Source organism: Pseudomonas moorei, assembly GCF_042846945.1.
GTDB classification, from domain to species: Bacteria; Pseudomonadota; Gammaproteobacteria; order Pseudomonadales; family Pseudomonadaceae; genus Aquipseudomonas; species Aquipseudomonas moorei.
In genome coordinates, this window is record NZ_AP035776.1 from 3,891,303 (window position 1) to 3,912,291 (window position 20,989).

The window sequence follows — 20,989 nt, forward strand, 5'->3', positions numbered from 1 at the left end:
TATGGAGTGGTGACGGTGCAGGTCGGGGCAGAGAGCGCACCCAAAGCACCCAAACTGCCAAGAAGGGTGTTGCCGGAGGGAAGCCTGCTCGGCTCCTTCCGAAGATAGCTGAGCTGTCCGAGAACTTTGCGGAACAGTTTCGTGTGTCTGCCATCACGAGAGGCGGCATCCTCCACCTGATTCATCACGTGCCTGGAGAACTTGGCGGTACATCGAAGGACGTCGAAAGGTCCTAGCCTACGATACGATCCATACACCCCATGGTAGGGTTCAGGCTTAACGTCGTATCTCTGGCGAGCAGTTCCACGGCAGCAGCGCTTCATAATCCGCCACCGACTGCGCATGTGGTAACTGCTCCAGTACGTGGCGCAGCCACGTATAAGGCTCTTGGCCGTTGACTTTGGCGGTCTCCACCAGGCTGTAGATCTGAGCACTGGCGGTGGCGCCTTTGGGCGTGTCGCTGAACAGCCACGCCTTGCGACCGATAACAAACGGTTTTATCGCTCTTTCGGCCGTATTGTTGTCGATCGGTAAAAAACCGGCTTCCACGTACCGCTCCAGCCGGCTCCAGTTGCTGGCAAGATAGTTAACAGCCTTACCCAGCACACTTTGTGGCGTGACTTGGGGCTGCGTTTTCTCCAGCCAGCTTTTCAACTGAGCCAGGATCGGTACGCTCTTTTGCTGACGGCCGATTAAACGCTGTTCATCATCGCTGTCCTTGAGCTCACGCTCGAGGCCATACAGCTTGTTGATCATTGTTAGGGCGATATCGGCACGTCCTGTCTTGCCCTTCGGCTGCACTTTCTGAGCCTCGACAAACTTGCGGCGCGCATGGGCCATGCAGGTCAGCCGTTCAACCCCCGGTTGCAACGCCAAGGCGTTATAGCCCGCGTAATCATCGGTCATCACATAGCCGCGATAACTTTCCAGCAGACGCAACGGAACCTCCTGCGCACGGCTGGAGGTGTAGTCGAACAACACAACTTTGCGATCCGGCGACCCGCTGGCTTGCACCCACATCCAGGATTGGCTGGTTGGGTCTCGATCCGGTTCTTTAAGTACCTGGACGCGAGTTTCATCACAGTGGATGACCCGACTTTCCAGCAGCCGATCTCGCATTAGATTCAATAACGGCTGCAAATGCTCGCCGCACTGGATGACCCACCGCGCCAAGGTTTGGCGAGGGATGTCCACACCATGCCGGGCAAGCACGGTTTCGAAACGGTGTAGCGGCAGGCCGTCGACGTATTTAGTGGTCAACAACATCGCCAAGACACTCGGACTGGCCATGCTCTTTTCGATTAACTGAGCCGGTTTGTCAGCAGTGACCGGCGCCGCTTCACAACCACGACACCCGTAGACTTTGCGGATGTGTTTGATCACGCGGATTTGCATCGGCACGATATCCAGCTGCTCGCTAGTTTCTTCGCTGACGACATGCTTGCGGCAACCACAGGCACACGTCAGTTCGTGCTCGGGAAGTTCGTGGATGACTTCGATGCGCGGCAGATCAGCAGACAGGGGCTTGCGCTTGCCACGACGCGAAGTCGGAGCAACAACTTCTTCGTCAGCGTCGCCGATTGAAGACATCGGCTCGCTTTCGGGCTCGTTGAACAACGCCAGTTGAGGGGTATTGGGTTCAACGGTCTGCTCGGATTTGCGACCGAACAAACGGTCGCGCAGCAGTTTGATCTGTTCTTTCAAATCGAAGATATGAGTTTGGTATGCCTCAGCAGTTACCTGCTGACGACTGAGCGCCTCAAGCAACATTTGCTTGAGCAGAACAGGGTCATCAGGGAGGTCTTCGGGCATCAAATTCATGCCCGGATTATACCCGTCAGGCGACGAATCTTGGAGTTAAAACCTTATGCGGACGGTTGCGCCAGAGATCAAATCCATCCAGTAGCCAGTTCAGTTCTTGGACGGTCAGCACGATAGCCTCGTCCACCTCATCGGGTGAAGTTTTGAAACGCTCGGACTCCAGGCGCTTGAGCCAAAGGCAGAAGCCGTTGCGCTCCCAGTACAACACTTTGACGCGGTTACGGTAGCGATTCAGAAAAACAAAGAGCACGGGGTCGAACACCGCGACCTTGATATCCAGTTCGACCAGCGCTGCCAGGCCATCGATGGATTTTCGAAAATCTACCGGCTTTGGGTAGAGGTACACTTTTTCAACGCTGGAATTGGGACGCATCATGGTGACGGGCTCCTGATGGAAATCGGGAGCACAGCATCAGCTGTCAGCTATCCGCTTGGAATGTGGGGTTCATGGAGCGGATACCATGGAAAGTCCTCGGTCAGGGTGAACGGTTTGGCATGAAATGTCGGTTTTTCGGCTTATACGCTTAAAACCTCAGGGTTAGGATGTATTGCCTACAGCGCGCGGAACTCTGATGCGTTGTCCTTTGTTCGCCCTTTCACAACCGGACTTGTCGGAATTTGAAAGCGCTCGAGAGACCAACCCTGTCGTTGTAACTGCCCATTAGGACTCGAATGGTCTGCGTTCTATTTCCCCAAGTCTCAACATACGATCAGGAGCAACTATGAATATTGAAGTAAGAAACAAATCTATCGTACTTAAAGCTTTCGATGCTTTATTCAATCAACGTGACTACGATGCAGCCGAGGAGTATTGGTCTGCGGACTATATTCAGCACAGTGCGCTTATCCCTCCAGGACGGCAGGGTTTATTTGACTTGATCAAAAGTCTGCCCAATACACTGACTTATGAACCCAGCGTAATAATGGCAGAGGATGACAAAGTGATGGTTCATGGCCGTTTCTCTGGAAACGGTAGTCCGACTGCGCTCATCGCAGTAGACATCGTGCGTCTCGAAAATGGCATTCTGGTCGAACACTGGGACGTGCTCCAGGACGAGGCCACCACAGTCAGTTCTGCCAGCGGCTTACCGATGTTCGGCGTACGTTTCCCGGATTCAATTGAGTAAAAGGGGGGCTGCGACGATCCAACAATGGCCCCTGAGATTAAATGGCGCTTCGGGGCGGGTATGTGTCTGCCCCGGCTGCGCCAACGAGGTTTCATACTCGATAGTTCAATATCGAGGGATTTCACAAGCATGAGTCGTCACACGATCCATTTCAGGGGAGTTTGAGTCCCGCTCTTTGTCGCATCCAGCAACTGATGCAGGCGCAATGCATCGTTGAACGTCGTCGCCGCATGGGTGCCTTCGGCAACATCCTGTGCATACACGTGATAGAGCTCTGCCAGTTCAAGCACGGCTGACGGCAATGACGAGGCCGGCAGGCGCTGATAATTCTCAGGCACGGGCAACACTTCCAGCGTCAGGTTATCGCCATGCGCGCCCTCGACGACATAGTCGTCGCCGACATCGCCAAACGCCGAACGGTTGGTGATTTTCAGGTCACCCCGGTCGCCGGTGATGTCGATCTGCACACCCGAGCCGTTGCGTTTGCCGCCTTCGATGTGGATCGAAATGACGCCGCCGTCTTCGAGCATGCCGCTGAGCACGAGTTGGTCGGGGGCGGTGCTGTCGAGCACTTCGCCGGTTTCCTTGATCGTCACTTTCGGGAACTGGTTGACCATCAACCCCGAGACGCTTACTGGCCAGCCAATAGCAGTGAAAAGCATGTCGAGGAAGTGTCCGGCATAGATGGCGATGACGCTGGAGAAGTTTTCCTCGGGGGCAGTCCAGCGCAGGGCATTGGGGCGCAGGGCCTGGAAGTAATTCATGCTGACGTGCATCCGCACGGAGCGCACCTTGCCGACGTAGCCTTGTTGCATCAGGTCTTGCAGGTAGCGGTTGTTTGGCGCGTGGCGGCGTTGCAAGCCGACGATGTGGCGCACGCCGGCGTCCTTGGCCAGGTGCAGCAACTGTTCGGAGTCTGCAGTGGTGGTGGTCAGCGGCCATTCGCAGTAAACGTCTTTGCCGGCAGCGATGGCGGCGCGCACGGTTTTTTCGTGTTGCGGGGCGGTGTTGAGCACCACGACCAAGTCGACTTCAGGGTTGTTGACCAACGCGTCGACCGAGTCGGCGACCTGGCTGATGGCGTATTCACTGGCCGCGGATTCGGCGCGTTCGCGGCGTTCGCTGTAAACCGCTTGCAGGTGATATTGCGGCAGCAGAGTGAGCACGCGCAGGTGGCCGTGGCGAGCCCAGTTACCGACGCCGATGATGCCGACGCGAATAGGGGAGTGTGCAGTTGTCATGGGAATGTCCTCGTAGGGTTTGGCTGACGAGGTGAAGTCTAGGGAGCGCAGCCCCGCGGAAAAACCGGCCAAAGGGCCGAACACTGCGGACAGGAAAGGCGCTAATGGCCTGTGCGCCGGTTCAATTACGGAACGATTGATCCGCAGTGATCGGAGCCGCGCACCATTTTTCCGCAGGGCTCGGATACCTAGTATGGCGCCACTCATTATTGTGGAGCTTTGCCATGAACGATCTGTCTGCATCACCGGCCACCGCTGCGCTCGCGCCAGCGCAGCCGTCCTCCTGGCGCGACTGGCTGTCGGTGTACGCGGTGGCCCTGGGCGCTTTTGCCTTTGTCACCACCGAATACCTGCCGGTCGGCGTCCTGCCGCAAATTGCCAATAGCCTGGGCATCACCGATGGTGTGGCCGGGTTGATGGTGACCGTGCCGGGCATGGTAGCGGCCGTGTCGGCGCCGGCGATCATGCTGGGCGCGGGGCGCATGAATCGGCAACACCTGTTGCTGCTGTTGACCTTGTTGCTGGTGGCGTCCAACGTCGTTTCGGCGGTGGCACCGTCATTGCCGATCATGTTGTTGGGGCGCGGCTTGTTGGGGGTGGCGCTGGGTGGTTTCTGGGCGGTGGCGATTGCGGCTGCCGGGCGGTTGGTCAGCGAGTCAAAAGCGGCGAAAGCGACGGCACTGATATTTGCCGGGATTACCTTGGCGACGGTGTTCGGTGTGCCGTTTGGTACGTTTGTCAGCACGCTGTTTTCGTGGCGGATATCGTTTGCCGTGACCGCTGGATTGGCGTTGCTGGCGCTGGTTGCTCAATGGCTGACGCTACCCTCGCTGCCTTCCCGCGAGGGCTTGCAGGCGCGTGCGCTGTTGGCGTTTCTGTCCCGCAGCAATGCCCGGCGCAGCATGTTGTTGCTGGGCACGGTGGTGGCGGCGCATTTCACGGCGTACACCTACATTGCGCCGTTCCTTGGGCATGACGCGGGTTTCTCGCCGAGTGCGATCACTGCGATTCTGTTGGGCTTTGGCTTGGTCGGCATGCTGGCGAACTTCGCCATGGCCGGGAGCATCACCACGCACCTGCGTGCGTCACTGGGCGCCGTGGTGTTGCTGATGGTGATCGCGCAATTGGCCTTGCCCGGGTTGCAGGGTTGGGGCGTGACGTTGGCGGTGCTGGTGTGGGGTGTTGCCTACGGCGCAATTCCGCTGGGCGTGAGCAGTTGGATGCAACTGACGTCGCCGCAATTGCCGGAAGCCAGTTCCGCCATGTTGGTGACCACGTTTCAGGTGGCGATTGCTTCGGGTTCACTGTTTGGCGGCTTGATGGTTGATCACGCCGGCGTGTCTTCGGCGTTGTGGCTGGGCGCCGCCATCGGTGTGCTCGGTTTGGCGGTGATGCTCAGTTTCGGTCTCGGCAAAGCGCCGATTGCCGAGGCGCTGCAACGCTGAGTTCAGGCTTTGAGAATGTTGTCCTTGAAGTAGTCGATCAACACTCGCAACCTCGGTGCCGTCTGCTTCGACGCAGGCCAGAGCATCCACAGGTTGCCGGTGTGGTCGGTGTAGTCCTCCAGCACCACTTTCAGCCTGCCGTCGGCCAACGGCTGACGGATTGAAAAATCCGGCAGGCAGGCAATCCCCACCCCATCGATCGCCAGGTACGTCAGCGGGTCCATCGTGGTGCAGGTCAACGCCCGCGTCAGGTTCGGCTCGATGTGCGTATCGTCGACGCGCAGCGGCCAACGCTCGATCATCCCGGTGGCCGGAAACTTGTGCAGCAGGCACACGTGGCGGATCAAATCGTCCGGGTGTGTCGGATCGCCATGGCGCTCCAGATACGCTGGCGATGCCACCAACTGCAATTGATAACCCCCCAGCTTGCGCGCCATCAGCCGCGAATCCTGCGGCGCGCCCGTGCGGATCACCGCGTCGAATCCTTCCTCGATCACGTCCACCATGCGGTCGGACATGTCCACGTCCAGCTCGATGTCCGGGTAGGCACGCATGAATCCGGCCAGTACCGGCATGATCAATACGTTCTGGATCGGCACGCTGATGCGCACCTTGCCGCGCGGGGTGGCGGACAGTTCCAGCAATTCCATTTCTGCCGCTTCCACTTCGCTGAGGATACGCTTGCAGCGGTCCAGGAACAGCTCGCCTTCGGTGGTCAGGGTGACGCTGCGGGTGCTGCGATGGAACAGCCGCACACCCAGGCGTTCTTCCATCCGCGCCACGCTCTTGCCCACTGCGGATGAGGAGATTTCCAACAGTCGACCGGCTTCGGTAAAGCTGCGGGTTTCGGCCACATGAATGAAGGCAGTAATGCCGCTGAGGCTGTCCATCATTTGAGGTGTGCTCGGTGCGCAGGGAAGGTCAATGCAGAGTAGAGGCGGGCGGGGGAATTGGGAAGGGACACCGGCTATTCATGGGGGCCGGTAACTTTCATGAACCTGAAGTGACGGCCCAGTCTGGCTGCACGCTCTGCATTTGAGTTTGCCAATCGTGCAGCCAGCGAATGGCCTGAAACGTCGGTATTTCGACCCATGTGCTTTTTTGTTCGTGCCTAGCATAGACCCTGAATTCACAGCACGGGCAACCCGCCCTTTTTCTCAATCATTCACGCTTTGCATTTGCGCAATCTCAGAGGACTCACCCATGAAACTCACTCAAAACACCATCTTCATTACCGGCGGCGGCTCTGGTATCGGCCGTGGGCTGGCCGAAGCACTGCACAAACTGGGAAACCACGTGATTATCTCAGGTCGGCGCAAGGGCCATCTGGAAGCCGTCGTTGCGGCCAACCCGGGCATGCACGCGGTCGAACTGGATATTACCGATCCAGCCAGTATTACCGCGGTCGCGAAACAGTTGATCAACGAATTCCCGCAGCTCAATGTGCTGATCAATAACGCCGGGATCATGTTGCCGGACACTGCGGCCGGCCAAGTGGATGACGAATTGCTGGTGTCGACCGTTACCACCAATCTGATGGGCCCCATTCGAATGACTTCGGCGCTGATCGAGCACCTCAAAAAAGCCGATGACGCCTATGTGGCATACACCTCCTCAGTGCTCGGTTTCGTGCCCATGGCGCTGACGGCGGTGTACAGCGCCACCAAGGCGGCGCTGCATTCTTATGCACTGTCTCAGCGCTTCATGCTGCGCGATACCTCGGTCAAGGTGCTGGAAATCGCGCCGCCATGGGTACGTACCGAGTTGATGAATAGCTCCGAAGTCGAACTGGCGATGCCATTAGATGAGTTTATTGCCGAGACGATAGCGGTGCTGGGCACGGACGCGGTGGAAGTTCTGGTCGAGCGGGCCAAGCCAATGCGCGCTAATGCCGGGGCGGATGAACACGCCTTTGTCACTGAGTTCAACACGCAGGTGTTGGAACTCTACGCCCAGTGAGGACCTGCGGCGCTTGCATGAGTGCGGGCGCCGTTATCCGAACATCGACAGTTCGATCTCCATGATCGCCAGCATTACAGCCAAAAAGTCCGAAGTGTTGGGAAACACGGCCCATTTATTCACTCCGGAAAATCACCTTTACTGATGCCAAGCGCCCCAACCCCGAAAGCCCACATGGCTATCGACCCGGGCAGATATCCAATCGCTCTACACATACACTTCAATCGAGGCAACCATGTCCAAACTTCATTCCCCAGTTAAAGTCGGGCGGTTCACCTTCGCCCACCGCATTGTATTGGCACCGCTGACCCGCATGCGTGCCGAAGAGGGCGCTCGTCCTGGCGCCCTGATGGCCGAGTACTACGCCCAGCGCACTTCCGAAGGCGGTTTGCTGATCGGTGAAGCCACCATCGCCGCGCCAAACGGCAACGGCTATCTCGGCGCACCTGGCCTGTTCGACGACAGCCAGATCGCGGGCTGGAAACACGTTACTGACGCCGTGCACGCTAAAGGCGGCAAGATCTTTCTGCAGCTTTATCATGCCGGTCGCCAATCCAATGTCGACGTGCAGCCTGCAGGCAGCATCCCTGTCGGCCCATCGGAAGTCCTGCACGGCGGCGTTGCTTACACCACCGAAGGTTGGGTACCCAATACCCCGAACCGCGCCCTGACCATCGAAGACATCGCAGGCCTGGTAGAAAACTTCCGCACTGCTGCCGAACGTGGCGTGAAAGCCGGTTTTGACGGCGTGGAACTGCATGGTGCCAACGGTTATTTGATCGACCAGTTCCTGCAGGACAACAGCAACAAGCGCACCGACATGTACGGCGGCTCGTTCGAAAACCGCGCACGCTTTCTGCTGGAAGTGACCAACGCGCTGATTTCGGTGTGGGGCAGTGATCGGGTGGCAGTACGTGTCGGCCCGAGCGGCACCTGGGGTGACATGGGCGACAGCGATCCAGAAGGCCTGTTCACCTACGTCGCGCAACAACTGGCGCCGCTGAACCTGGCTTACCTGCACCTGATCGAGCCGCGCATCCTGGGCAACATCGAGGACGAGAATGCCGACCCGGCGCCGGTCGCTGCCCAACTGATGCGCAAACACTACAAAGGCGTGATCATTGCTGCCGGTGGCTTTGACGGCGAATCCGCCGAGGCCATCCTTCAGGCTGGCGACGCCGATCTGGTGGCCTTCGGTCGCCACTTCATCGCCAACCCGGACTTGCCGGAGCGCCTGCGCCACAACCTGCCGCTGAACGCGTATGACCGTCCGACCTTCTTTGGAGGTACCGAAGTGGGTTACACCGACTACGAGTTCTATAAAGAAGAAGCGACTGCGTAACGTCTTTCGCCGAGCGCGAACGACTGTAGCGTAGAGACCAAACGAAGCCCCCTCATGGGGGCTTTTTGGTTTGTACACGAGCTCTGATGAGCCCGGCAAAAAAGGACAAAACATGGCTCGAAATGCCGGTATTTCGTCCTGTGAGCCTTGCTGCCGCTCCCTAATATGGACCCATGGCACATTCAGCGTCATCGCTCGACGCGCCTGCGTGAACAAGCACGCTACATCTTTAACCCACACTTGATAAAAGGAATCATCGATGAAGTTTCTATCCGCTGCACTGTTAATGGCAACTTCCACCGTTGCGTCTTGCTACGCCATGGCGGCTACGCCGGCTACCGCGATGCACAACGTTGTGCTGGTACACGGCTCCTTCGCCGACGGCTCCGGGTGGCGCGATGTCACGCAAATTTTGGAAAAGGACGGCTTTCATGTATCGGTCGTACAAGAGCCGGAAACCTCGCTGGATGACGACGTAAAAGCGGTCCAGCGTACGCTGGCCTTGCAGGATGGTCCGGCGGTATTGGTCGGACACAGTTATGGCGGTGTGGTGATCACCCAGGCCGGTGCCGATCCGAAGGTTGCCTCGTTGGTATACGTCGCGGGTATCGCCCCAGACACGGGTGAAGCGGCGGGCGAATTGCTGCACAAAATGCCGGCGGCCTCGACGGCGATTACCCCGACGGCGGACGGTTTCGTTTACCTGGCGCCGGACAAGTTTCGCGCCGACTTTGCCGCCGACCTGCCGGAAAAGCTCACCCACTTTATGGCGTTGTCTCAGGTGCTGACCAACGGCGCCAACTTCGGCCAGAAGATTACCTCGCCGGCTTGGAAGTCGAAGCCGAGCTGGGCCATCGTCGCCACCCAGGACCGGGCGATAAATCCTGATCTGGAACGCTTCATGTACACCCGTGCCGCGGCTCAGGTGACAGAAGTCAAATCCAGCCACGCAGTGTATATCTCGCACCCGAAGGAAGTGGCTGCGGTGATCGAAAAAGCGGCGTTGGCAGCCCTGCCAAAGTAACAGTCCCACGTCACTCCCGGCATGACTCTTCAAGGCCTTGTTGCAAACGCAGCAGGGCATTATTGCCGTGCGGCAGACCGCTGGCCCTCTTGCCCCCCGGCACTCTTGCAAGACATCAGGCTCCTGCGAGGCACTGGGAAGAGGAGGGTAGGGAAATGGCGCCGCCGACACCGGTAAATTCGCCGGGGAAGTCAGGTGCCGATACCGATCATGGACAACAACCAGCAGGAGCTAACCGGTGATCACTCATCTTCAGAATAACGACGCCCTACACGCTGGTCAGCAGACCCAAGCGAGTAACCTCATCGTTGTTGAGTTGCGGCGCGAACGCCCGTCCGACCTCGCCCAACAGATCAGCGGTTTTGTCGACAGCATGGCTGCACTACCAAACTGCTTTCGTTATGCGCTCGCTCCGCATCCCACCGATCGTCACACCCTGCTGATTCAGGGTGATTGGAGTTGTCCTCTGGCGATGGCCGAGCACTTTGAATCGGCCCTCTTGCAGGCGCTGATCGATTATCTGCGTTCATCGTTTGTCTACCGGATGGAATTCAGCTGTCAGGGCCTTACCGTCTGAAGCCGCGTCACAGTGGCGTTAGTCTCCATCCCTTCCTTCCCTCTCGTTTCAGCGACACTTGTGGTCGCTGCGGCGCTTTGGCTCGCGCCCAAAAAAAGCGACTTTTTCGGTCAACGCACAATGGCTTGAAATGACGGTTTTTCGACTGATGTCCCAAACCGATACAGCCCAAGATACTTCAGCAGCGCAGAGCAGTTGGAGTTCCGCACTACTCACGGTGAGCCTCGGCCAGAAGTTACTGCTTCTTTCCTGCGGTACTTCACCACCCATTTCAACATCGCTATCCCGTTGGGAGTTCAATATGACCGATATCAAGAAAGCCATTTTTGTCCACGGCGCCTGGGCTGACAGTGACTGCTGGGACAAAGCCCGGGCGTTGATCGAAGCCGGTGGTGTCGCGACCAGCGTGGTGCATCTTCCCCTGACAAGGTTCAGCGAAGATGTGGCTGCGGTCGCAGAGGCACTCGAAGCAGAAAGCGGCTCAGTGTTGCTGGTTGGTCACTCCTACGGTGGCGCGGTGATTACCCAGGCGGGTGTCCACAAGAACGTCGCGGGATTGGTCTACATCAATGCATTCGTTCCTGATGTCGGCGAGTCGGCACTTGGCCTGACAGCCCTTGTTGCGCCATCACCAATGAGTGCGGAATTGCGCCCGGACGAAAAAGGTTTCCTCAGTTTGACCCACACGGGTGTCTTTGAAGGCTTTGCCCAGGACGTCTCTGAACAGGAGAAAGTTGCCCTGTTCAAGAACCAGCGGCCAACCTCTGCCGAGGCTTTATCCACCACGGTCACCGAGGCCGCCTGGCACAGCAAGCCGAGCTGGTATCTGCTCGCGACACAAGACAACGCCATCCCGCCTGAACTTCAATCAATGTTTGTGACCAGGATCGGAGCCGTGCATGCCACGGTGGACGCTGGGCATTGCTCGATGATCTCCCGGCCTGGCGCAGTCGCTGAACTGGTGCTTCGCGCCGCACTCTGAGTCGCCGGTCCGACTCGGTGAATCACTACCGAACCCTATTGCATCGATATAAAACCTCTTTTCGGAGCACGCCTGATGAATGATCTACTCGCTTTCGCCGTTGAGGCCCACGGTGGCCTGGATCGCTGGAATAGCTTCGCAAGACTGCGAGCCAACGTTTCGATCGATGGTGCCATCTGGCACCTTAAGCAGCAGCCGGGTCAGCTGTTCGATAAAGAATTGGATATCGAGACCCAGACCCAGCGCCTGAGCATCACCCCCTTCGCCGGACCGAACCAACGCAGCGTGTTCCTACCAGGTCAACTGACCCTGGAAACCCTCGATGGAATCATCGTCGAACAACGCGACCAGCCCGCCGACTCCTTCGTTGGTCATACCCTGGAAAGCCCTTGGGACCTGCTGCATGTGGCCTATTTTGCCAGCGAAGCGCTTTGGACCTACCTGACTTCGCCTTTTCTCTACACCTACCCCGGCTTCGAATCCAGGGAGATCGAGCCATGGAAGGAAAACGGCGAAGTATGGCGGCGTCTGGAAGTCACCTTTCCTGATCATATCGAGAGCCATACCCGCAAGCAGATCACCCACTTCGGGCCGGATGGCCTGATGCGCCGCCATGATTACACCGTCGACATTCTTGGCGGAGCTACCGGCGCTAACTACGTCAGTGATTACTGCGAGGTACAGGGGCTGATGATGCCGACAAAACGCCGTATCTACGCCTACGACGAAGCTGGGCAAAAAATCCCCGAGCCTCTGCTTGTGTCGCTGGACTTCAGCAAGCTCATTTTCAGCTAATCGGCTCGTCCGCCACGCTGGGCGAAACCCAAGTCCGGCGTCTGCAATTCATTACCCCTTTTTGACTTCAGTTATTGCGGAGTACTTGCTCATGTCCATCGAAAATCTTTATGCCCCCCTGCAATTGGGTTCGCTGCAACTGCCTCATCGCATCGTCATGGCCCCCCTGACGCGCATGCGTTCAGCTGCCGGTGGTGTACCGACTGCCCTGAGCGCCGAGTATTACGCTCAACGTGCTTCAGCCGCGTTAATCATTACCGAAGCCACGGGCGTCAGTGTGCAGGGCATGGGTTATCCGAATATGCCGGGGCTGTACTCGGCCGAGCAAGTGGTCGGATGGTCCGCAGTGACCAAGGCAGTGCACGCTCAAGGCGGGCGCATCATTGCGCAAATCGTGCATGGCGGGCGGACTTCACATTCTTCCTATAGCCCCGAGGGCGCTTTGCCGGTGGCGCCATCTGCATTGGCTCCGGTCGACGGCCAGGCGTTTACTCCCGAATTTTCACTGGTACCTTTCGAAATCCCACGCGCTCTGGACATTGATGAACTGCCCGGCATCGTCAATGACTTTCGCCAGGCCGCTGAAAATGCGATGGCCGCAGGCTTTGATGGGGTTGAAATTCACAGTGCCAACGGTTACCTCCTCGACCAATTTCTTCAGGACAACAGCAACCTGCGTGAAGATGCCTACGGCGGTTCGATAGCAGGCCGCGCTCGCCTGCTTCTGAATGTGGTCGATGCGATCGCCCACACCATCGGCGCGGACAAAGTGGGTGTACGTCTGTCGCCGTCGGGCAATTTCAATGACATGAAAGAAAGCAACCCCACGGACCTGTTCAGCTATGTCATCCAGGCATTGAGCGAGCGTGGCATCGCTTATCTGCACTTGATCGAGCCTCGCGCTTCGTCGGTAGGCCTGGGTGATGACCTGAGTTTGGATGTCGCGAACAACGCACGATTATTCCGCCGTCTTTTTAAAGGACCGGTGATCTCGGCGGGAGGCTACACCGCGCAGAGTGGCAGCGAAGCGATTGCTGCCGGGGATGCCGATGCCATCGCTTACGGGCGCATGTTCATTGCCAACCCGGATCTGGCCGCTCGTTTCAAATCCGGTGCTGAATTGAACGCGTACGACCGCAACACTTTTTACGGCGGCGCCGAAGTGGGCTACACGGACTATCCGACACTAGCCTCGGCTTGATTGAGACCCGGATGGCTTAACTCACATTTCCACAGCTGGAATACCATGAACTCAACCCAATTCATCAAAAGCAATCGGCCGCTGTATTGGCTGGCCTTAGGTACGTTTGCCGTCGGTACCGAAAGCTTCATGATTGCGGGCCTGCTTCCCGGCATGGCGAAGGATCTCGACGTCAGCGTTGCCAAGGCGGGCCAGTTGGTCACTGTATTTGCCCTGGCCTATGCACTAAGTTCTCCAGTGCTGGCTACGCTGACCGGGAACCTGAACCGGCGCAGGCTGCTGATTGGTGCCATGGCGTTATTTTCGGTGGCCAATCTGCTGGCCTTCACGGCCAGTGGCTATTGGTCGTTGATGGCCGCGAGACTGGTGCTGGCGCTCACAGCGGCAGTGTATGTACCCGGTGCGAACGCACTGGCCAGCGTGGTCGTGCCGCCTGAACAGCGTGGCCGCGCGATAGCTATCGTCAACGGTGGCCTGTCGCTCGCCATTGCCCTGGGTGTTCCGGCGGGCACCGTGTTGGGAGCGGCAATGGGTTGGCGCACCACGTTCGGCAGCGTCGCGATCATTGCCGCGCTGGCCGTTGCCGGTTTGCTGATAGGCCTTCCACGCGAGATAGGAACCGGACTCGCTACCGCCAGCCTGCGCCAGCGCATTTCAACTGCGGCTCAGCCAGCGGTTTTACATACGCTGCTGATCACTACGTTGTGGGCGATGGCGAGCTACACCACTTACACCTACCTCGCGCCGCTTTTGGAGGCCACTACTCTCATAAATGGCCCGGCGATAGGTTTCGTGCTATTTGGCTGGGGTGTTTCAGCCGCAATCGGCCTGGCCATCAGCGGCCGAACGGTAGACCGCAGCGGTCCGCGCGCAGTGATCCTGCCAGCGTTGGCGACATCCACTACCGCGTTCGTCGTCCTGTCGCTGGCGCCGCACTTTATCGACAAACAGTTTGTAATTGTGCCGGTTGTCCTCGCCATCGCTGCCTGGGGCGTGGCGCACTGGGCTTTTTATCCTGCCCAGCAAACGAGGCTGGTCGGCGTGGCTGGCGTTGCGAGTGCGCCGGTGGTGTTGTCGCTCAACGCCTCCTTCATGTACCTCGGTTTCTCAATGGGCGCGGGTCTTGGCTCCCTGACATTGCACTACAGCTCGTTGGCCAACCTTGGCTTTGTCAGCGCCCTCTGCACAGCAACGGCCTTGATCCTGGCCTACACATCCGGTCGCCGACCTGCACCGCAACTTCAACCTTCAAATTAACTAATCTGCACGCTCAAAAAGTAGCGTTCCAAGAATGAATAACGGCGACCAATGGCCGCCGTTATTCTGCTGCGAAAAAATAGAAGCTTATACGTCGGCGTTAGAACCGAAGGTCCGGCGCAACGATTGCGGGGATTGGCCATATACGCGCAAGAACGCCCGGCGCATACGTTCGCGGTCGCCAAATCCGGTCTCCGAGGCCACCGCTTCAAGCGTCAGGCGCCCCTGTTCGATCATCAATCGGGCGGCCTCCAGACGCAGATTTTCGATGGCCTTGGCGGGGGAGCTTCCGGTCTGCTCGCGAAAGCTTCGACTGAACTGCCGAGGGCTCAGGCACGCCGCATCCGCCAGGTCTTCTACGGAAAGGTCGCGACGCAGGTTTTTTCGAGCGAAATCCAGCGACTGCTGAATGCGGTCGGAGCTCGGACTCAGTTCCAGCATCGCCGAATGCTGAGACTGCCCACCTGCGCGGCGATGGTAAAGCACCAGCCGCTGCGAGACGGTCCGGGCCAGCGCGGCACCGTAATCCTTCTCGACCATACCGATGGTTAAATCGAGCGCAGCGGTCATGCCCGCCGAGGTCCAGATCTTGCCATCGATGATGAAGATGCGATCTTCTTCGACCTTGATTGCAGGGAATCTGTCGCGCATTTCCTTGGCGCGAGCCCAGTGCACTGTGGCTCGCCGCCCATCGAGCAACCCCGACTCGGCAAGCGCGAAAGCGCCGACGCACAAAGCGCCTACTCGCCGCGAATCGGCATTGGCTTCAACCAGAAAGGCGTGAATACCGCTCGACGCCGAACTGCGATCCATTGCACCGCTGATCAAGACGGTATCGAACTCAGTCTTGTTGAACTGCTGCGTATCAACCGAGGTGAACAGCGAGCTGGCGACCAGGCCGCCATGCTCGGAGAGCACGCTGATGTCATAGAGTTTTTCACCCGCAGCCAGGTTGGCAAACTCGAAAGCGGAAAGCGCAGCCAGGCTCATCACCTGAAAATCGGGCCGTACGATTAACGCCACACTTTGCATAAAGACTCCCGTTCGCCCAGTTGAACGCTGGTTTGAGGTATGGATTCTGCTGACATGCGAAACGCAAGCATGCGCGAAAATCGCGGGACTGCAAGCAGAACCGCGATTTCGAGGGGGCTAGCGTTTTGCGCCGGATAAATTCAGTAAGGCCGATATTGAGGTACGAGAAACTTCAACCCGCAGCCAGTGCATCATTGAACTGCATTACGAACTCCAGTTCGTCGGGCCCCTTGCTGGCACGCATTAGTTGAGCGCGTTAATCGGCTCGAAAAAAAACGTGTCATGGCCAGGTCGCAACCTAATGACCATCTGGTGACTGGCTGCAGATTCCAGTGCGCTGGAGTGGTCACAGTACTGATCATTATCGGTGGTGGTCATCAAGTTGGTCCTGCCGCTATCGGTGGTGTCGGGCGCGGCGTCTTGCGGCCCGACGCAATGAAGACAGATTAAGCAGCTTGAACTCCGTCAATAGGTCGCAATACCAACATTTCCGGCCATAAACTTGACCAACCCAAGGCCGAAAATGATGGTTTTACGGCCTTTACCGACATACGGGCGTTCACTACTCTGGCCCTATTTCATGCACCCGCCTTTGGAGCAAACCGCATGACTCATAAAGGCACGGCCGTTATAACCGGCGCTGGTACAGCAATAGGCACAGCTTTCGCCCACCGACTGACTCAGCGGGGCTACGACTTGATTTTAATTGCGGTGGATCGGCCGCAATTAATGACGCTCGCTGCAGCGCTGACTGACTCCAGCGGACGATCGGTGGAAGTGCTGAATGCCGATTTGGCAGTGTCCGCCGAAGTTGTCCGCATCGAGGCCTTGTTAAGCCAGGACGCCAGTATCACATTGCTCATCAACCATCACGACATCACTGAGGAAAATGAGATAGGGGCCACAATCGCCTTGGGGATCACTGCTCCAGTACGTTTGTCTTACGCGTTGGCAACTGGTTTCGTAAAGAGGGGCGCCGGAACGGTTATCAATCTGGTGCCCGTGTTCGAGGCGAGTTCCGGTGCTGCCATTGAGTCGGCGAATAGCGCTTTTTTGCTCTCGCTATCCCACGCGCTAAGGCAGCATTTCAATAAAGTCACAGTACGTGTTCAAGCAATTTTGTATGCAGGTTCACAGCAGACCCAATATCAAAGCGCAGTGGCCATTGTGGATGCCGCGCTAGAGGATTTTGATTCTGGAGAAGCCATCTCGCTACCCAAGTTTGCCGATCGGGTGATATGGAATAAATTCGAGGTTGCCCGGCTGGAATTGCTCAGTCGGGTAGCAGGGGCGCCCAATATCGTCTCACCTGCACGTCTGCTCCATTGACCTGCGGTGGGTAGCGAATGCGTGTCTCCCCGCAAGCGGCTTCCCCCTGCGTGTGAAACCCACAACCTGTGAGTCTATGTGTTGGGTTTCCTGTTGATCGTTTGCTTCGACCGATTGTTTAACGTTTACATGCACAGTATGCGTTAGCGGAAAATTCCTTCCTTGACTTCGGCAAGACGGTTAGCGTGATCGCCTCGCTCGATAACAGGTCGGAACCTCCTGCGAGGTTGCTGGCGGCGATGCTGGCAGGACCTTTGGGCACGAAATAGGTCATTCTATTAACCACGCTGTTGGACGCGGCTCACCTATCCTGGTTTGCTAATGATGAAAATCCCAGGGTCGCTTCTGCCGGATAGACTGCTCATGACTGTGAGCCACTCTCCGCAAACGGCCGCTATGGGGCGATTTCGGCTGGTGACGACAGGCTGCTATTGGCCCAGAGTGTGTAAAAACGCTCATAACCTCATCGCTTTCGATCATCGACGTTCGTTGACTGGGCTTTTGCGCAGTCAATTCCACGGGTCGCATTAGTCGCGACCTGGAACACGTCAACGCTGCTTATTTAGCTTCTGGGATGGTTCAAAATCCGCCTTTTTAGGCTGAGAGCGCCTTCATCAAACTGTTGGCACCGATGATTTTCATGACCCGTTTCAAGTTGTAGGCGAGCACATTCAAGCTCATCTCCGCACTCACCCCGGCCAGTTTTCGCGTCAGGAAGTGCGTCGCACCCATCCATTGTTTGAGCGTCCCGAAGGGATGCTCAACAGTCCGTTTTCGGACTCGCATCATCTCGGGTGCTTTGCTCAGCCGAAGCTGCATCTCCTCCAATACGTCTTCATGCTCCCAGCGTCGAACTCGTCGTTCCGTGCTCGGTGTGCACTGCAATTTCAACGCGCAACCCTGGCATTTCGAACTCCAGTAACGATGCAACTTCAGGCCTTTTTCAACGTAGGAGTAGTGCCAGATCAGCGCCTCTCCAGCCGGGCAAATGTATTCGTTTTTTGCCGCGTCATAGACGAAGGCATCGTTATTGAAACGCCCGTCAGCCTTGGCTCCAGAGGTCATCGGTTTGGGCACATAGGCGGTGATGCCGGCATCGTGACAAGCCAGGATTTGTTCGCTTTTGAAATAACCTCGGTCCGCCACCACCGACAACGTTTCTGACGCTATCGCCTCGCGGGCCTGCTTGGCCATTGAACTGAGTTGATCGCGGTCGGAACCGACGTTGGTCACCTCATGTGCAACGATCAAATGGTGCTGCGTATCGACTGCTGTCTGCACGTTGTAGCCGACGATTCCTGTGCCGCGCGTCATCATGGAACGGGCGTCTGGATCGGTCAGTGAGACCTGTTTATCCGGCGATTCATTGAGCTGGATTTCGATCGCCTGAAGCTCCTTCATTTGAGTTTTGAGCTTGGCAATTTTCTCTTCCAGCCGCCCGGCACTGGGCTCGGAAGCCGTGGGTTCTTGCCTATCGGCAGCATCGAGTGCCGCCAGGTAACGGTTGATACTCGATTCAATTTCTTCCATGCGCCGCTTCAGTTTGGCGCTGGTGAAATTGCGGTCGCGGTTGTTGACTGCTTTGAATTTACTGCCATCAATGGCGACCAGATTTTCTCCAAACAGTCCCAACTGCTGACACAGCACAACGAACTGGCGACAGACGCCTCGGATGGCCTTGCTGTTGTCTTTTCGGAAGTTGGCGATGGTCTTGAAATCCGGCATCAAACGCCCGGTCAACCACATCAGTTCGACGTTGCGTTGGGCTTCTCGCTCCAAACGTCGGCTCGACTGGATGCGGTTGAGATAACCGTAGATGTAGATCTTCAACAAGATCGCGGGGTGGTAAGCAGGCCGACCAGTATCGGCTGGAATGGCACCTTCAAATCCTAGTGTGACCAGGTCGAGTTCGTCGACGAAGACGTCGACTACCCGCACCGGATTGGTATCGCTGACGTAGTCGTCGAGGCTCTCGGGAAGTAAGGTGCCTTGGCCTCGATGTTCACCTTGGATAAAGCGCTTCATGGGCGATCCCTGCGATGAAATCCTCAGAAATCATAGCAAGGGTTCGCGGAGGCGTTTTTACACACTCTGGGCCGATTTCTGCCTGTGGCGACCGGCTGAAAACGACCCGGAACGGCCCTTCGTCCGCAAAGCTGCATCCTAGGCCACTTCAGCAGCGTAGTCTTCGTGGGCAGGCTTTGGATCTTGACGCAGGACCGGCTAACGGGAGTCCCCCATTTCCTCATTTCGCGCCGAACAGCATCGTCCAATAGATGCCGTTGTCGCTACGCGAGTTCGCGGCATAGGCCGCGCCAACCTGGGTAAACATCGGGTTCATCAGAATGGCGCAATGCCCGGGGCTGGCCAGCCAGCCTTCCATAGCCTTGCCCGGCGAACGCTGCCCGGCGGCGATGTTCTCTCCGATCTGCCGGCCACCGTAGCCGGCGGCCTTCGCTCGGTCCCACGGCATATCACCGTTGGGGTCCTGGTGCGCGAAGTAATTGTCGTTGGCCATCGCCCGGCTGTGCCCCTGCGCCGCTGTCCCCAGGGCGGCATTCCAGGTCAGCGGCGGTGCAGCGGCGAAGCGCTGACGGCCACACAGGCGCGGTTTCGCCCGTGCCGCGTTGACTTGTGCCAGCAACGTCTTGCCCGCCGCTCGCGGGTCGTCCACTTGCCCATCGAGCAAGGGCTGCGCCAGCACCACCTGCCATTCACTCTCGTCGCGATGCACGCCAATATCGGTGAACCGGGTATCGAGCAGGGCCCCACAGTAGCGGCTCTGGAGCATGTCAAAGGCCTCCTCGGCATCTTCAGCGTCTTCCAGACGGATCGTCCGCACAGACACCGCCTGATAGCCGGAATCCTTCAACGTTTCCCGCGTAACGCCTCCATAGCCGATCGGCAAGGCCAGGCTCGACTTCAGAGCCAGCGGCGTCAAGGCTTGGACCGTGCGCCCCGCGCAGCGCTGCGGTTCGGCGCGGTAGTCGTTGATGTCCTCCACCAGTTGCCTTTCCTCACCGGCATGGGCGGGACTGGCGAACAGGGGGAGCAAAGGAATAAGGCAGAGCGAGAAAACGCAGGAGGTGCGAACGGTCTGGTGCATGAGGCGGGCAGCTCTGATGGGATGACGACGGTAATGGCGATAGTGGGCTGAGGAATGACCGAAGAGCGTTTCGCTGTATTGGCTCGCAAATGGATTCCAAAGCTGGGCTAAGACTGTGGGCCTCAACACAAGTTTCACGAGCAAAGGGGGGAATTTGATTGTTGGAGTCGTGCGTCAGCTCCGTGCCGTTTTCTGCCTGCTGTGAAGGGTGAGTCGACCCATTGCAGTCATTCACGAACGCCTGGGCTCGAATTCCCAGACAGCAGAGCAAATGACCTGAGTCGCCTGTCAGGATCGGAGCGGGTCGAATAGCTTTTGTAGAAAAACATCGCTCGGCACTGAGTCTGAAAGCAAGTAATGCCCAGACCAATTGTCCCAGCCGGCTGCTGAACTCAGCACATTGGAAATGATGGTGAATTTTTTCATCAACGCCTATGACAGGTGAACCCAATGGTTTGAACCCTCTGAGTTTGATCAGGTTGTCAGCTAACGCTAGCCAATAAGTATCTGACAACTCGTTGAAATTGAGTGTCAGATGTCCATTAGCTGCCGTGTCGAGAGTCGGCTTCATCAACTGCCGTCTGCGGATTGACGGGGATTGCGCAAACGCGGCTGCGGGCTGAGGCGCGTTTGATCCGAATCAAGCTGATTTGCACAAGACGCGTCGATAGTCCGACTATGCTAGAGCGAAGCACGTCATCGAAGATATTCCGTGTTCACTTTCGCTGCACGCGCTGTGCTTCCGGGGCGG

Annotated in this window: 18 protein-coding genes; 11 read left to right on the forward strand and 7 right to left on the reverse strand. The window is 57.6% G+C overall.

Annotated elements, in window-relative coordinates; translation table 11 throughout:
* Positions 1 to 276: 276 nt before the first annotated feature.
* Positions 277 to 1,821, reverse strand: coding sequence for an IS66 family transposase (gene tnpC / locus ACGJAX_RS18420; protein WP_390955636.1), 1,545 nt, complete (start codon positions 1,819 to 1,821; stop codon positions 277 to 279).
* Between the two features lie 16 nt (positions 1,822 to 1,837).
* On the reverse strand, positions 1,838 to 2,197 hold the full coding sequence (gene tnpB, locus ACGJAX_RS18425; protein WP_390955637.1) for an IS66 family insertion sequence element accessory protein TnpB: 360 nt from the start codon (positions 2,195 to 2,197) through the stop codon (positions 1,838 to 1,840).
* Between the two features lie 346 nt (positions 2,198 to 2,543).
* On the opposite strand from tnpB, the gene ACGJAX_RS18430 reads away from it, so the two are divergent.
* Positions 2,544 to 2,948: a nuclear transport factor 2 family protein gene (locus ACGJAX_RS18430; RefSeq protein ID WP_390955638.1), complete on the forward strand. Its 405-nt coding sequence runs from the start codon at positions 2,544 to 2,546 to the stop codon at positions 2,946 to 2,948.
* Positions 2,949 to 3,085: 137 nt separating this feature from the next.
* Here the strand turns inward: ACGJAX_RS18430 and ACGJAX_RS18435 are convergent, their stop codons facing one another.
* Positions 3,086 to 4,189, reverse strand: coding sequence for a Gfo/Idh/MocA family oxidoreductase (locus tag ACGJAX_RS18435; protein WP_390955639.1), 1,104 nt, complete (start codon positions 4,187 to 4,189; stop codon positions 3,086 to 3,088).
* 224 nt (positions 4,190 to 4,413) lie between these two features.
* On the opposite strand from ACGJAX_RS18435, the gene ACGJAX_RS18440 reads away from it, so the two are divergent.
* Positions 4,414 to 5,634 carry an MFS transporter gene (locus tag ACGJAX_RS18440; protein ID WP_390955640.1) on the forward strand — a complete coding sequence of 407 codons (1,221 nt, stop codon included), beginning with the start codon at positions 4,414 to 4,416 and terminating at the stop codon, positions 5,632 to 5,634.
* Between the two features lie 2 nt (positions 5,635 to 5,636).
* Here the strand turns inward: ACGJAX_RS18440 and ACGJAX_RS18445 are convergent, their stop codons facing one another.
* Positions 5,637 to 6,524 carry a LysR substrate-binding domain-containing protein gene (locus tag ACGJAX_RS18445; protein WP_390959917.1) on the reverse strand — a complete coding sequence of 296 codons (888 nt, stop codon included), beginning with the start codon at positions 6,522 to 6,524 and terminating at the stop codon, positions 5,637 to 5,639.
* Positions 6,525 to 6,837: 313 nt separating this feature from the next.
* Between ACGJAX_RS18445 and ACGJAX_RS18450 the strand changes: the two genes are divergently transcribed.
* The 8 genes from ACGJAX_RS18450 (at position 6,838) to ACGJAX_RS18485 (ending at position 14,771) form a co-directional block, all read left to right on the forward strand.
* Entirely contained in the window at positions 6,838 to 7,593 is a 756-nt protein-coding gene (locus ACGJAX_RS18450; RefSeq protein ID WP_390955641.1) for an SDR family NAD(P)-dependent oxidoreductase, read from the forward strand.
* A gap of 235 nt (positions 7,594 to 7,828) precedes the next feature.
* Entirely contained in the window at positions 7,829 to 8,935 is a 1,107-nt protein-coding gene (locus ACGJAX_RS18455) for an alkene reductase (protein WP_390955642.1), read from the forward strand.
* A 259-nt stretch (positions 8,936 to 9,194) separates the two neighbouring features.
* Positions 9,195 to 9,959, forward strand: coding sequence for an alpha/beta fold hydrolase (locus ACGJAX_RS18460; protein ID WP_390955643.1), 765 nt, complete (start codon positions 9,195 to 9,197; stop codon positions 9,957 to 9,959).
* Positions 9,960 to 10,197: 238 nt separating this feature from the next.
* Positions 10,198 to 10,536 (forward strand): hypothetical protein, encoded by a 339-nt coding sequence (locus ACGJAX_RS18465; RefSeq protein WP_390955644.1) that lies wholly within the window; start codon positions 10,198 to 10,200, stop codon positions 10,534 to 10,536.
* Positions 10,537 to 10,684: 148 nt separating this feature from the next.
* A complete protein-coding gene (locus tag ACGJAX_RS18470; RefSeq protein WP_390955645.1) occupies positions 10,685 to 11,518 on the forward strand; it encodes an alpha/beta fold hydrolase in 834 nt (277 codons plus the stop codon).
* Between the two features lie 75 nt (positions 11,519 to 11,593).
* Positions 11,594 to 12,313 carry a hypothetical protein gene (locus tag ACGJAX_RS18475; RefSeq protein WP_390955646.1) on the forward strand — a complete coding sequence of 240 codons (720 nt, stop codon included), beginning with the start codon at positions 11,594 to 11,596 and terminating at the stop codon, positions 12,311 to 12,313.
* Between the two features lie 91 nt (positions 12,314 to 12,404).
* Positions 12,405 to 13,514, forward strand: coding sequence for an alkene reductase (locus ACGJAX_RS18480; protein ID WP_390955647.1), 1,110 nt, complete (start codon positions 12,405 to 12,407; stop codon positions 13,512 to 13,514).
* A gap of 45 nt (positions 13,515 to 13,559) precedes the next feature.
* Complete coding sequence (locus tag ACGJAX_RS18485) at positions 13,560 to 14,771, forward strand: MFS transporter (protein ID WP_390955648.1); 1,212 nt, start codon at positions 13,560 to 13,562, stop codon at positions 14,769 to 14,771.
* An 87-nt stretch (positions 14,772 to 14,858) separates the two neighbouring features.
* On the opposite strand, the gene ACGJAX_RS18490 is transcribed toward ACGJAX_RS18485, so the two are convergent.
* Complete coding sequence (locus ACGJAX_RS18490) at positions 14,859 to 15,803, reverse strand: helix-turn-helix domain-containing protein (RefSeq protein ID WP_390955649.1); 945 nt, start codon at positions 15,801 to 15,803, stop codon at positions 14,859 to 14,861.
* A gap of 606 nt (positions 15,804 to 16,409) precedes the next feature.
* Between ACGJAX_RS18490 and ACGJAX_RS18495 the strand changes: the two genes are divergently transcribed.
* Positions 16,410 to 17,132, forward strand: coding sequence for an SDR family NAD(P)-dependent oxidoreductase (locus ACGJAX_RS18495; protein ID WP_390955650.1), 723 nt, complete (start codon positions 16,410 to 16,412; stop codon positions 17,130 to 17,132).
* 594 nt (positions 17,133 to 17,726) lie between these two features.
* On the opposite strand, the gene ACGJAX_RS18500 is transcribed toward ACGJAX_RS18495, so the two are convergent.
* Together ACGJAX_RS18500 and ACGJAX_RS18505 are read right to left on the reverse strand one after the other, a co-directional pair.
* The gene (locus tag ACGJAX_RS18500) at positions 17,727 to 19,157 is read right to left on the reverse strand and encodes an IS1182 family transposase (protein ID WP_390955651.1); all 1,431 of its coding nucleotides are present in this window, start codon (positions 19,155 to 19,157) and stop codon (positions 17,727 to 17,729) included.
* 220 nt (positions 19,158 to 19,377) lie between these two features.
* Positions 19,378 to 20,238: a CAP domain-containing protein gene (locus tag ACGJAX_RS18505; RefSeq protein ID WP_090323102.1), complete on the reverse strand. Its 861-nt coding sequence runs from the start codon at positions 20,236 to 20,238 to the stop codon at positions 19,378 to 19,380.
* Between the last annotated feature and the right edge of the window lie 751 nt (positions 20,239 to 20,989).